The following is a 12501-nucleotide window of genomic DNA, read 5'->3' as shown; positions in this document are numbered from 1 at the left end:
GCACCCTTGTGCGAGGAGATGTTCTTCACCTCCGTCCGGTTCGCCGATTCGAGCGTCTCGGTCGCGATGGCGCCGTCGTCGTCGACTGCCTCGGCGGGCACCATCGAGATGTTCGCGTCCACGCGGAGCGACCCGTCTCGGCTCGCGTCGAACACGCCCAGATACTCCAGCACCTCCTCGAGTTTCGCGAGGAACGCCCGGGTCTCCCGTGGCGAGCGGAAGTCCGGCCGGGTGACGATTTCCATCAGGGGCGTCCCCGCGCGGTTGTAGTCGACGAGCGTGTAGTCCGCCCGGTCGACGCTCACCGTCCGGTTCTCGATGGGTCGGGTCCCCTCTCTCACGTGTCGGAGGCTCCCGGGGTCCTCTTCGAGGTGGGCACGCTCGATACCGATCTCTCTCACCTGCCCCTCGGCGGTCACCTCGAGGTGACCGTCGGCGCAGATGGGCGCGTCGTACTGGGTGATCTGGAAGTTCTTCGGCAGGTCGGGGTAGTAGTAGTTCTTCCGGTGGAACGTGGTCTCGGCCACGACGTCCGCCGAGAGCGCCTTGCCGACCTTCACGGCCGACTCGACGGCGGCCTCGTTCAGCACGGGCAGTGCACCCGGCAGGCCGAGACAGACCGGGCAGGTCCGCGTGTTCGGTTCCTCGTCCGCGGCGGCCTCCGTCGAACAGCCACAGAAGACCTTCGTGTCGGTCTCGAGTTGAACGTGGACCTCGAGCCCGATGACGCACGCGAGTTCGCGCCCTTCGAGCGCCTGAGCAGTCATTGAACGCGGTTCGACGTGGGCGGGCTAAAGAGTAACGGGACGGCGGACGGGTCGTCTCTGCCGACGGACGCTCCGCCTGGCTCTCCGCCCACGTCACGCTCCTGCCGTCCGATGTCGACGTCGATAGCCACTCGCTCAGTGGGTGACGACTGACTGGCTGGCCGTCGAGAAGCACACCTCGACGCTCGTCTCCTCGGGCGTCCAGACCCGGACGGACCTGACGAGGGACGACCACCCACAGCGCGCGGCGGTCCGGGCGTTCGGGACGACGGCGTGGGAACTGCACGGACGGGCGGGTCGTCAGGGCGGGGGCCGACTCCCGCGTCACCACGACAATCAGAAACGACAATCAGAACTGATACCACGCGGGGCTGTGCCCCCGGTTGTCATCCGTCTGTCTGACGCACCTTTATGCAAACGCCACGAGGGCTAGTGAGCATGAGTAATCGGGTCGAGGAACTCGAACGCAAAGCGTCGGAACTCCAGGCAGCGGTCAACGGTCTCACCGAGGAACTCGTCGAGACGAAGGAGCGCGTCCGGCAACTCGAGGACGCCGTCGAGGTGGACGACCCCGCCGTGCGAGCGAAGCCACACGCCGACCCGGACCCCGAGGCAGCGGCGGACGCCGCCGACTCCGAGGCCGCAGCAGAGACGGACTCCGAGGCCGCAGCAGAGGCCGACGCCCAGTCGGCGGCCGAGGCGGACGACCCCGACCCCGAGTCCGAGTCGGAACAGCGCTTCGTCGACGCCGACGAGCACGAGAAGACGCTCGAAGACACCATCGGCCCCGAGGGCAACAGCGGCGGCGAAGAGGCTAAGACCGAGGAGGAGAAGGAGGAAGAAACGGAGTCCGAGCAGGACGGCAGCGACATCATCGTCGCGTAAGCTCGCGACTCCACTCGCGAGCACCCCATGCACATCAAAGAGCTCGTCCTAGACGATTTCAAGAGTTTCGGCCGGAAGACGCGCATCCCGTTCTACGAGGACTTCACCGTGGTCACGGGCCCGAACGGCTCGGGCAAGTCGAACATCATCGACGGCGTCCTGTTCGCCCTCGGTCTCGCCCGGACGCGCGGTATCCGTGCCGAGAAGCTCACCGACCTCATCTACAACCCCGGCCACGACGGCGACGCGGACGTCTCCGGTCCCCGCGAGGCCTCGGTCACCGTCGTCCTCGCCAACGACGACGGCACGCTCTCGCGCTCGCAGGTCGCGTCCGCTGCCGGCACCGACGACGTCGGCGACGTCGACGAGATTACCGTCAAGCGCCGCGTCAAGCGCACCGAGGAGAACTACTACTCGTACTACTACCTGAACGGGCGCTCGGTGAACCTCTCCGACATCCGGGACCTGCTCGCGCAGGCGGGCATCACACCCGAAGGGTACAACGTCGTCATGCAGGGCGACGTCACCGAAATCATCAACACCACGCCGTATCGTCGACGGGAGATAATCGACGAAATCGCCGGCGTCGCCGAGTTCGACGCGAAGAAGGAGGACGCCTTCGAGGAACTCGAGGCGGTGAAAGAGCGGGTCGAGGAGGTCGACCTCCGCATCGAAGAGAAGGAAGACCGGCTCGACCAGCTCGAAGACGAACGCGAGACGGCCCTCCAGTACCAGTCGCTCCGCGAGGAGAAGACCGAGTACGAGGGCTACCTGAAGGCGGCCGAACTCGAGGAGAAGCGCTCGCAACTCGACGCGACGGAGAAGAAGGTCGAGGCGGCCGAACAGGAACTCGACGACGTCCAGTCGGAACTCGACGAGCGGCAGGGGAAGGTCTCTCGTCTGGAGGCCGAACTGGAGGAGCTCACCCGCGAAATCGAGCGGAAGGGCGAGGACGAACAGCTGAAGATCAAATCCGAGATGGAGGAGATCAAAGGCGAGATTCGCTCGCTGGAGAACGACATCGAGGCCGCCGAGGAGCGCAAGGAGGCGGCCGAGAACGAACGCCGGAAGGCGTTCGTCGAACTCGACCGCAAGAACGAGCGCATCGCGGACCTCGAGTCGGAGATCAGAGAGACGAAGGTCGAGAAGGCGTCGGTCAAGTCCGATATCCAGTCGACTCAGGCCGAACTCGCCGAGGTCGAAGCGGAGATCGAGAGCGTCGACACGGCGTTCGACGAACTGAAGGCCGACCTGCAGGAGGAGAAAGAGCACCGCGAGACACTCAAATCCGAACGTAACGACCTCCAGCGCGAGAAGGACCGCCTCCTCGACGACGCACGCCGGCGGTCGAACGAACTCTCGGAGGCACGCGACGAACTCGCCGAGGCGAAGGAGGCCATCCCCGAGCGGAAGAAGCGCATCTCCGAGCTCCACTCGGAACTCGACAAGGCGGAGAAGAACAAGGCGAAGATAGACGACGTCATCGACGACCTGCGCGAGAAGAAGAGCGACCTGAAAGACCAGCTCTCGGAGGTTGAGAGCGAACTCCGCGGCACGCAGAACGAGTACGCCGAACTCGAAGCCCGTGCGGGCCGCGACGGCGACGACTCCTACCCGCGGGCCGTCACGACCATCCTCAACGCGGGCATCTCGGGCGTCCACGGCACCGTCGGCCAACTCGGGTCGGTCTCGGGCGAGTACGCCACCGCGTGTGAGACGGCCGCGGGCGGCCGACTGGCACACGTCGTCGTCGAGGACGACGGCGTCGGCTCCTCCTGTATCGACTACCTCAAGTCGCGCAACGCGGGTCGGGCGACGTTCCTCCCCATCACGAAGATGGACGACCGGAGCCTCCCGCGGAAACCCTCCCACCCGGGCGTCGTCGACTTCGCGCGGACCCTCGTCGACTTCGACTCACAGTACGACCCGGTGTTCTCCTACGTCCTCGGCTCGACGCTCGTCGTCGAGGACATGGAGACGGCGCGGGACCTGATGGGTCAGTACCGGATGGTGACGCTCGACGGCGACCTGGTCGAGAAGTCGGGCGCGATGACCGGCGGCTCCGGTTCGGGCTCCCGGTACTCGTTCTCGAAATCGGGGAAGGGGAAGCTCGAACGACTCGCCGAGGAGATTTCCGAACTGGAGGAGACCAGACGGTCGTTCGAGGCGGAGATAGACGACGTCGAGGACCGACTCGACGACGCCCGGAGTCGGGCGTCGAGCGCGCGCGAGCAGGTCCGGTCCGTCGAGGCGGACATCGAACGCGCGGAAGAGGAGTTAGCGGAGGCCGAATCGCGCGTCGAGGAACTCGAGGACAGAATCAACGAGCTAGAGGAGAAGCGCGAGTCGGTCTCCGACGAGATGTCGGAGCTCGACGCTGCTATCGAGGCCAAAGAGGAAGAACTCGAGTCGGTCCAGGCCGACATCGAGGAGCTGGAGGCGGAACTGGCCGACTCGAAGATTCCGGAACTGTCGGCCCGCGCGGACGACCTCCGTGCCGAAATCGACGAACACGAAGACCGGATGGACGACCTCGACGCGCGCCTCAACGAACTCTCGCTGGAGAAGGAGTACGCCGAAGAGGCCATCGAGGACCTCGAAGAGACCATCGAGTCGGCACAGAACCGGAAGGCAGACGCGACGGAGACCATCGCGGCGAAGGAGGAAGCCATCGAGGAGCAGGAGGAGCGTCTCAAGGAGAAACGCGAGGCCGTCGCCGACCTCGAGGACGAACTGACCGACCTGAAGGACGAACGGCAGGAACTCCAGGGCGAACTCCAAGAGGCCCGGGCGAAACGCGACACGCAGCGCGAACGGGTGAACAAGGTCGAGTCGAAGCTCGACTCGCTCGTGTCGTCGGTCGACCGGCTCGAGTGGGAAATCGACGAACTCGCCGCCGAGGTGGGCGACTACGACCCCGACGAGGTGCCCGACCACGACACCGTCGAGGCCGAAATCGAACGGCTCGAAGGCGAGATGGAGGCGCTCGAACCCGTGAACATGCTCGCTATCGACGAGTACGACCGCGTCTCCGAGGAACTCGACGAGATGTGCGAGAAGCGCGACGTGCTCGTCGAGGAGCGCGACGGCATCCGGGAGCGCATCGAGCGGTACGAGTCACAGAAGAAGGAGACGTTCATGGAGGCGTTCGACGCCATCAGCGAGCACTTCACGGACATCTTCGAGCGCCTCTCGAACGGGACGGGGGACCTCCACCTTGAGAACCCCGAAGACCCCTTCGAGGCGGGGCTGACGATGAAGGCACAGCCGGGGGACAAACCCATCCAGCGGCTGGACGCGATGTCCGGCGGCGAGAAGTCGCTGACGGCGCTGGCGTTCATCTTCGCCATCCAGCGGTACAACCCCGCACCGTTCTACGCGCTCGACGAAATCGACGCCTTCCTCGACGCCGCGAACGCCGAACGGGTCGGCGAGATGGTCGACGACCTCGCGGGCGACGCGCAGTTCGTCGTCGTCTCCCACCGGTCGGCCCTGCTGGAACGTTCCGAGCGGGCCATCGGCGTCACCATGCAGGGGAACAACGTCTCGGCGGTGACGGGTATCCGACTCGGCGGCGACGGCGAGGAGGTGCCCGCAGATGACTGACGAGTCGCCACCCCCCGACGAGGACGTCGGGAAGGACACGGAGTCGAATGTACCCGACGACCCCGGAACCGGCGACGACGAGGCGGGAGGCGGTGACGCCGACGGGTTCTATCGGGACGGCTCGGACGCCGACGTCGCCGACTTCTCGCTCGACCTGACCACGCCACGGGACGGCTCCAACGGGGAGTCGGCGGCGTCGGCCGGCCCGTTCGGTGGGCCCGAGTCGACCAACGGTGACGCGACCAACGGGGAGTCGGCGGCGGCAGGAGACGGGTCTGCGTCGACGAACGGCGAGTCGACCCTCGTGACCGACGCGGCCGACGTCCGTGACTCGGACGGCTCGGACGCCGACGAGGGCGAGGTCGAACCGGTCGAACTCCTGGTCCAGCTCGCCGAGGAGGGCGAAATCGAGCCCTGGGACATCGACATCGTGGCCGTGACCGACGCGTTCCTCGAACGCCTCGACGAGAGCGACCTCCGGACGTCGGGGCGGGCGCTGTTCTACGCGAGCGTCCTCCTGCGGATGAAGAGCGACGAGATTCTCGCGCCGGACGACCCCGACCCCGAAGAGTCGTGGGAGGCCGAGATGCGAGACGGGGAGTTCGACCACGACCCCATCGACGCGCTCGAGTCCGAGATCGACCGCCGACTCGACCGCAAGCACGCCCGGGGCTCTCCGGAGACCCTCGACGAACTCGTCCGCGAACTCCGCGAGGCCGAACACGGCTCCTGGTGGAAGGAGGGGCGGACGTACGACACGAGCGACTCCCCACACGGCTACAGTCGGGGGACGCAGACGCTCGACTACCACGCCGCGGACGACTTCCGCGAGGACGGCGAACCCGGCGAGGCGGACGTCACCGGCACCGCTCACATGGAGGACATCGAGACGACCATCGCGGACGTCGAGCGGGCGCTCCGTAGCCACTACGACAAGGGCCGCGACGAGGTGCTGTTCGCAGAGATCAGCGAGGTGGGCGGCCGGCGGGTCCAGACGTTCCTCGCGCTGCTCTTCCTCGCGCACCGCGGCGTCGTCCACCTCCAGCAGGACGACCTGTTCGGCGACCTGTGGGTGCAGAACGCGGCCGTCGTGGCCGTCGGCGACGAGGCAGTCGCCGACTGACGTCCGGTTCACTCCTCTCCGGCCGACTCCTCCCCCGCGTCCGTTCCCGTCGTCGCGCCACCCACCGCGTCGATAGCCTCGAGCAACGGGACGATGTCGTCGAACGTCGGTCCGGTGACGACGGTTCGCTGTCGTCTGTTCCAGTCGACGAGTCCGGCGGACTCGAGTTTCGGGAGGTGGACGTGGTAGAGGCGCGCCTGAGCGGCCGGGTCGTCCGGGTCGACGGTCACAGACCCGTCACTGGCGAGCAGGGTCCGCAGGAGTCGTCGTCGCTGTTCGTTCGCGAGGAGTTGGAGATAGTCGTCGAGAGTGGACATCTGAGGACATTCCGTACTGACTCTTGGGAAACATCAGTAATAAATAATTACTCCATTGCCTAATTTAACGACAGGTTGACATCCGTTAGAGGTAGTCGTCGACGAGCGGTGCGAGGCGCTCCTTCGTCGCCGTCGAAATCGCGTGACTCGGCGTGTTTATGGTGCCCTCCAGCGCCCTGTGACAGTCGCAGGTGTGGTCGGCCGGCAGGGTCTCGATCGCGCGTTCGACCGTCCGCTTGATGGCGTCCTCGTTCGCCGCCGCGTTCTCCAGCACCTCCTCCAGCGTCACCTGTGCGCCTTCCTTCCAGACGTCGTAGTCGGTGACGCCGGTGATGGTGGCGTAGGCCATCTCGGCCTCGCGGGCGAGTTTCGCCTCCGGAACGGTCGTCATACCGACGACGTCCCAGCCCTGCGCGCGGTAGAACTCGCTCTCGGCCACCGTGGAGAACTGTGGCCCCTCGATGCAGACGTACGTCCCGCCCTCGACCACGTCGGCCCCGGAGGCGTCGCGGGCCGCCTCGGCTACGTGTGTGGAGAGTTCGTGACAGTACGGTTCGGCGAACGGCTGGTGGACGACGATGCCCTCGTCGAAGAACGTCAGCGGACGGCGTTTCGTCCGGTCGTACGTCTGGTCCGGGACGACGAGCGTCTGCGGCGGGAGTTCCTCTCGGAGGCTCCCGACGGCGTTCGACGCGACGACGTGCGTCACGCCGAGTTCCTTCAGCGCGTAGATGTTCGCGCGGTAGGGGAGGGTCGTCGGGGAGTACTCGTGGTTCCGGCCGTGTCGAGGGACGAACGCGACTTCGCGTCCGGTGTCGGCGAACTCCCCGACGACGAGCGGAGCCGAGGGGTCGCCGAACGGCGTCGTCACCCGCTCCTCACGGGTGTCGTTCAGGGGGAGCGCCTCGTAGATTCCGCTGCCACCGATGAAGCCGAGCATACCGCGAGTCTGTCGAGCGCCTACTAAACCGTGGTGGCTGGCCGGACCGTCCGTCTCGCGCTGTTCGACCCGCCGGCGCCTCGTCTCCCGCATCCGATTACGCCCGTGATAACGGTTTTCACGTGCCTCTACTCCAAGACGGATGGACAGTCACACCCTCCCGACTGTCGTGTCTCTCGTGCTCGTCTACCGTTCAGCCACCGACCCCACCTCGCTCAGAACAGGTATCCGGCGTCCAAGAGCGCGATGATGCCCGTGAGTACCGGGACGGACACCAGTGTGGTCACGAGCACGGCCGTCGAGACGAACGACTCGACGGGGACACCTCCCACTTCGCCCTCGCCGAACTCGACGAGGAGGATGAGTGGTGTGATGGCGGCGGGCATCGCGCTCTCCAGGACGAACACTCTCCCGACGGTAGGGTCCGAGAAGCCGACGACGAGGGCGACGCCGGCGGCGACGAGTGGGGCGACGCCCATCTTGAGCACCGTGGCCGTCCCGACCTGTCGCAGCGTCGCGCCGTAGTTCGTCTCGGCGAGCTGGAGGCCGAGGATGAGCAGCATGACCGGGATGGCCGAGTCGCCGACGAGTTTGAGCGTCGCCATCGCCGTCGACCCCGTCGGCGGGACCAGGTTCAGCGCGCGGGCGGCGAGCGCCGCGAGGACGGCGTAGACGAGCGGGACCGTGAACACCCGTCTCACCCCCGCCAGCGCTCCCTCGCTGTTGCCGCGGGAGGCGACGTAGACGCCGACGGTGTACATCAGCACGGCCTGGGCGGTGAGGTACAGCACGGCCGTCGCCCGGCCCGTCTCGCCGAACGCGAACTCCGAGACGGGGACGCCGAAGTTACCCGAGTTGGGGAAGGCGCTCACGAGGACGATGGCGCTTATGCCCGTCGTCGTCCCCTCGAGGACGCGCCCGACGCCCTCGGCGACGAGAATCATCACCGCGTGGTAGGCGACGACGGCGAGGACGACGTCCGCGAGCGTCCCGGCCGCCAGTTCCGTCGTCGCGAGGCTGTGGAAGACGAGCGCCGGCGCGAGGACGTACACCGTCACCGTGTTCAGCGGTCCGGGGTCGACGTCGCGGACCCGCCCGAGGGCGAACCCGACGACGGAGATGGCGAAGATGGGGAGGATGGCCGTCGCGAAGATAGAGAGAAGCGACATACGGCAAAGAGGCCCGTTGGACGTAACAAATCCGTCGGTTCACTCCGTCCGGGCGGCCGACCCCGCAGCCTCCGACCGCGACCGGCCGACCGCGGTCTCAGGACGAGTCCGCGTTGGCCCGCCCACCGTCCCCGGGTCGATCGCGGACGCGCTCGTAGCGCGCTCGAATCTCGTCGAACAGCCGCCGGCCGACGTCGGTCGAGAGCCGCGGTTCGGCCGTCGCGAAGAACTCGTCGAGCGCCGCGAACTCGCTGTCGAACGCCTCGTCTCCCTCCGCGTACCGCTCGCCGCGCTCGTACACCAGTGCCTGGAGACACATGTCGACGAGGTCCATGTCCTTGACGAACCGCGCCACCGGGGTGTCGCGGCGTTCGTACGTCTCCCAGGCCTCCGTGACGGCGGGGAAGGGGCCGCCCAGTTCGGCCATCGCGGCTCGCTCGCGGCGTTCCTTCTCCGCGTCGGACAGGGGTTCCTTGCTCGAATCGACGCGCGTGGGGACGTCGCCGGTTCGGGCCTCCGCGAGGTCGTGGACGACCGCCAGCCGGAGCGCCTCACCGGGGTCGACGCCGGCTTCGTCGGCGAACGCGAGACACAGGAGGCTCACGCCCCAGGTGTGGGCGGCGACCGACTCGGGGTCGGTGACACCACGGAGCTGCCAGCCGGTGCGCCGCTCGTCCTTCAGCGCGAACCCCGCTTCGAGCCGCTCGAGCGCGTCGAGGGGGTCGTCCCCGACCGGGTCGCCCGCGTCGTTCCCCCCGCCGTCGTCGGTCACTCGTCTTCGACCAGCCGCCAGGCCGAGCCGCCCGCGCTCTCGACGACGCCGCGGCGTTCCATCTCGCTCATCACCTCGGGGAGACGGCCGGGCTGAGCAATCTCCATCTCGATGCGGTCGACCTGGTGGTACGACGAGAGGTGGTGGCGGATGTCCTCGGTCTCGAACGTCTCCTCGTCGGCCTTCGCCATCACGCCCGAGACGAGGTCGACCATGTCCTCGATGAAGTTCCACGGGTAGACCACCCACGCCCACTCGTCGAGACGCTCGCCGATGTAGTCGGGGTCGAACTCGCTCGTCCCGAGCAGCTGGAGCGTGGCCGTCCGAACGGCGTTCGGGTCGCGCTCGTGGACGTACTCGTGAGCGCGCTCTATCGACCCGCCGGTGTCGGCGATGTCGTCGATGATGAGGACGTTCTTCCCGGCGACGCTCCCCTCCGGCATCGGATACCGCACCTCGGGTTCGCCCGACTTCTGTGCGGTCCCGACGTAGTGTTCCATCTTCAGGCTCGTCAGGTCGTCCAGTCCGAGGAAGTCACAGATACACCGACCCGCGAACCAGCCACCGCGCGCGAGTGCGACGATGACGTCCGGCTCGAACTCGGACGCTTTCACCTCGTCGGAGACGTCCCGACAGAGGCCGTAGATGTAGTCCCAGTTCGTTATCGTACACTTGAACTCCTCCGGCAGGTCACCCATGTCTGTCGGTCACCGTTCGTGATAGCGGTTGGCGAGGGTGTTAAGATGTCCGACTCCGCGGCCCGGTATCGGAGTCATAACTTTATGACACCGTACTATATGTTAACGTGTAACACGGTGATACACCATGCACACCTGCACCAACTGCGATTCGTTCGTCACGCCCGACTTCGTCCGCGTCTTCGGCACCGAGGACGACCGCGTCTTCGGCTGTCCGCACTGCTCGAACATGCGTGAACTGATGCAAGGGCTCGGTGCTCGCAACCCGGAGGAGACGACCTCCGTCTCCTGACCGCTCGGCGGCGCCCTCCACGCCACACGACGCGCCACTTCACTTCGCGTCCCCCCGCCTCGGCGCCGCCGTTCTCTCGCGTCCCTCGTCGGACCCGCTCCCGCTCTGCGTCTCGCTCGTCCGGGCGGACGCGGCCGTCTGAGTCGCGTGGAGACGGTGGCTTCTTGAGTCGCCCCCTCCTCTCGCGGGCATGCCCAGCGCCTGTCGAACGCTTCTCGTCGACGCGTTCACCGACGAACCGCTCACGGGGAACCCCGCCGGCGTCGTGCCCGACGCGGGCAGTCTGACGGAGACACAGATGCAGGCCATCGCGCGCGAACTCGGCGCGAGCGAGACGGCGTTCGTCCACCCCTCCTCCGAGGCGCTCCACCGCGTCCGGTACTTCACCCCGTCGCAGGAGGTGGACCTCTGCGGCCACGCAACCGTCGCCGCGTTCTCGCTCCTGGCACGCGAGGGTACCCTCGACCCCGGCACGCACGAGGTTGCGACCAACGTCGGGACGGTCGGGGTCGAGGTGGAACCCGACGACGCGGACGACGGCTCCGCTCCGCTCGTGTGGCTCACCGGCCGAGAGCCCACGGTGGAGACGGTCGACCTCGACTACGCCCGCGTCGGCGAGGCGCTCGGTATCGACCCGGCGGCGCTCGAAGACGTCGGCGCGGACCTCTCGCCGGCCGTGGCCTCGACGGGGCTTCCGTGGCTCTGTCTCCCCGTCAACTTCCTCGAAGGACTCGGCGGTGCGACGCCTCACCCGGACCTCGTCGACGAACTCGCGAGCGAACACGACGCGGCCGGCGTCTACGCGTTCACCTTCGACACGCTCGACGCCGACTCGGCCCTCCACGCCAGGGCGTTCGCCCCGGGCATCGGCGTCGCCGAGGACCCCGTGACCGGGACGGCCGCCGGCGCCTGCGCGGCGTACCTCCACCACGTCGACGTCTACGACGACCTGGACGCGTACGACAGTCTCAGATTCGAACAGGGACACTTCGTCGACCGCCCCGGCCTCGTCCACGCGCGGGTCGTCGACGAGGACGACGGCCCGACAGTCGCCGTCGGGGGCACGGCGACGGTGGCGCTCGACGGGACTCTCTCGGTCCCCGACCCCGAGGACGACGACATCGTCGTCGCCTGAGCCGATTTTCTCCGTTGATACCGGGGCCGAACCGGTTTTATCGACCGGGTCGTTATGTCGACCATGACTCCTCCCGGTCGCCACCCGACAGTGGTCGGTCGGTCTCGTCGCTCGCTCCTCGTCGGCGCATCACCGCCGGACGCCGAACGGACGAAGCGGGCGGTGGCGTCGCACGCCCCCGGGTTCGAACTCGTGACGACCGACCCCGACGCGGCGCTCGACGCGCTGGCGTCGGCCGACTGTCTCCTGCTCGGCGCGGACTTCGGCGGCGGTTCCGACCAGGGCGGTGCCGACGAACGTGACCGTGCGTGGACGCGAGCGGCGTTCGTCGAGGCAGTCCGCGGCCGGGACCCGACCCTGCCAGTCGTCGCCGCCGTCGACCACGACGACGCGACGGGCATCGACGCGGTGCTCGCTGCCGGCGCGACGGACGTCGTCGACCCTGACGCCCCCGACGCAGTGCTCGCAGCGCGTCTCCGGAACGTCGTCGCTGCCGCCAGCGCTGTCGACGACGACGGACGCGAAGACGGCGACGGGCGCGACGGTGGGGAGGGTCCCGACGCGACGGGGTCGAACGACGTCGCAGACTCCGACGCCCTCCGCCGGGAACTCGACGCCGTCGAACAGTCGATTCGGGGGCTGTACGCCGCGACGACGGACGCGACGCTCGCGCTCGACGAACGCGTCGAGCAGACGCTCGCGCTCGCCTGTGACCGCCTCGACGTGCGCCTCGGATTCCTGACCCGGATCACCGACGACACCCAGCGCATCGTCCACGCAGTCGGCGACCACCCGCT

Annotated in this window: 10 protein-coding genes and 2 pseudogenes; 6 read left to right on the top strand and 6 right to left on the bottom strand. The window is 67.6% G+C overall.

What is annotated here, in order from left to right; all coding sequences use genetic code 11:
* Positions 1-767, bottom strand: a pseudogene (locus tag ACESK5_RS17040) (Asp-tRNA(Asn)/Glu-tRNA(Gln) amidotransferase GatCAB subunit B); the annotation flags it as partial.
* A 438-nt stretch (positions 768-1205) separates the two neighbouring features.
* On the opposite strand from ACESK5_RS17040, the gene ACESK5_RS17035 reads away from it, so the two are divergent.
* Genes ACESK5_RS17035 through ACESK5_RS17025 form a run of 3 tightly spaced genes read left to right on the top strand, consistent with a single transcriptional unit; the run spans position 1206 to position 6381 of the window.
* Complete coding sequence (locus ACESK5_RS17035) at positions 1206-1652, top strand: hypothetical protein (RefSeq protein WP_372912777.1); 447 nt, start codon at positions 1206-1208, stop codon at positions 1650-1652.
* A gap of 27 nt (positions 1653-1679) precedes the next feature.
* Positions 1680-5258: a chromosome segregation protein SMC gene (gene smc, locus ACESK5_RS17030; RefSeq protein WP_372912776.1), complete on the top strand. Its 3579-nt coding sequence runs from the start codon at positions 1680-1682 to the stop codon at positions 5256-5258.
* Positions 5251-6381, top strand: coding sequence for a segregation/condensation protein A (locus tag ACESK5_RS17025; RefSeq protein ID WP_372912775.1), 1131 nt, complete (start codon positions 5251-5253; stop codon positions 6379-6381). The genes smc and ACESK5_RS17025 overlap by 8 nt, the downstream gene beginning before the upstream one ends.
* A gap of 8 nt (positions 6382-6389) precedes the next feature.
* Here ACESK5_RS17025 and ACESK5_RS17020 read toward each other — a convergent pair whose 3' ends face one another.
* The 5 genes from ACESK5_RS17020 to ACESK5_RS17000 form a co-directional block, all read right to left on the bottom strand.
* On the bottom strand, positions 6390-6698 hold the full coding sequence (locus ACESK5_RS17020) for a transcriptional regulator (protein WP_372912774.1): 309 nt from the start codon (positions 6696-6698) through the stop codon (positions 6390-6392).
* 85 nt (positions 6699-6783) lie between these two features.
* A complete protein-coding gene (gene mtnP / locus ACESK5_RS17015; RefSeq protein WP_372912773.1) occupies positions 6784-7638 on the bottom strand; it encodes an S-methyl-5'-thioadenosine phosphorylase in 855 nt (284 codons plus the stop codon).
* Between the two features lie 215 nt (positions 7639-7853).
* Entirely contained in the window at positions 7854-8807 is a 954-nt protein-coding gene (locus ACESK5_RS17010; RefSeq protein ID WP_372912772.1) for an AEC family transporter, read from the bottom strand.
* A gap of 97 nt (positions 8808-8904) precedes the next feature.
* A complete protein-coding gene (locus tag ACESK5_RS17005; protein ID WP_372912771.1) occupies positions 8905-9579 on the bottom strand; it encodes an HD family hydrolase in 675 nt (224 codons plus the stop codon).
* Positions 9576-10277, bottom strand: a complete 702-nt coding sequence (locus tag ACESK5_RS17000; RefSeq protein ID WP_372912770.1) for a phosphoribosyltransferase — start codon at positions 10275-10277, stop codon at positions 9576-9578. Before ACESK5_RS17000 ends, ACESK5_RS17005 begins: the two co-directional genes overlap by 4 nt.
* Before the next feature lie 127 nt (positions 10278-10404).
* Between ACESK5_RS17000 and ACESK5_RS16995 the strand changes: the two genes are divergently transcribed.
* The 3 genes and pseudogenes from ACESK5_RS16995 to ACESK5_RS16985 all read left to right on the top strand — a co-directional run.
* Positions 10405-10569 carry a hypothetical protein gene (locus ACESK5_RS16995; protein ID WP_372912769.1) on the top strand — a complete coding sequence of 55 codons (165 nt, stop codon included), beginning with the start codon at positions 10405-10407 and terminating at the stop codon, positions 10567-10569.
* 190 nt (positions 10570-10759) lie between these two features.
* Entirely contained in the window at positions 10760-11704 is a 945-nt protein-coding gene (locus ACESK5_RS16990) for a PhzF family phenazine biosynthesis protein (RefSeq protein WP_372912768.1), read from the top strand.
* A 63-nt stretch (positions 11705-11767) separates the two neighbouring features.
* A pseudogene (locus ACESK5_RS16985) lies at positions 11768-12501 on the top strand (hypothetical protein); the annotation flags it as partial.

It is taken from the genome of Salinigranum sp. (genome assembly GCF_041641895.1).
Classification (GTDB): Archaea; Halobacteriota; Halobacteria; order Halobacteriales; family Haloferacaceae; genus Salinigranum.
This window is presented reverse-complemented; position numbering and strand designations above follow the sequence as displayed.

What these genes read in the sequence shown, in the direction of transcription:
- ACESK5_RS17010 (WP_372912772.1), bottom strand. Translation starts at nt 8,807, where the DNA reads ATGTCGCTTCTCTCTATCTTCGCGACGGCCATCCTCCCCATCTTCGCC.
- smc (WP_372912776.1), top strand. Translation starts at nt 1,680, where the DNA reads ATGCACATCAAAGAGCTCGTCCTAGACGATTTCAAGAGTTTCGGCCGG.
- ACESK5_RS17000 (WP_372912770.1), bottom strand. Translation starts at nt 10,277, where the DNA reads ATGGGTGACCTGCCGGAGGAGTTCAAGTGTACGATAACGAACTGGGAC.
- ACESK5_RS16995 (WP_372912769.1), top strand. Translation starts at nt 10,405, where the DNA reads ATGCACACCTGCACCAACTGCGATTCGTTCGTCACGCCCGACTTCGTC.
- ACESK5_RS17020 (WP_372912774.1), bottom strand. Translation starts at nt 6,698, where the DNA reads ATGTCCACTCTCGACGACTATCTCCAACTCCTCGCGAACGAACAGCGA.
- ACESK5_RS16990 (WP_372912768.1), top strand. Translation starts at nt 10,760, where the DNA reads ATGCCCAGCGCCTGTCGAACGCTTCTCGTCGACGCGTTCACCGACGAA.
- ACESK5_RS17025 (WP_372912775.1), top strand. Translation starts at nt 5,251, where the DNA reads ATGACTGACGAGTCGCCACCCCCCGACGAGGACGTCGGGAAGGACACG.
- ACESK5_RS17035 (WP_372912777.1), top strand. Translation starts at nt 1,206, where the DNA reads ATGAGTAATCGGGTCGAGGAACTCGAACGCAAAGCGTCGGAACTCCAG.
- mtnP (WP_372912773.1), bottom strand. Translation starts at nt 7,638, where the DNA reads ATGCTCGGCTTCATCGGTGGCAGCGGAATCTACGAGGCGCTCCCCCTG.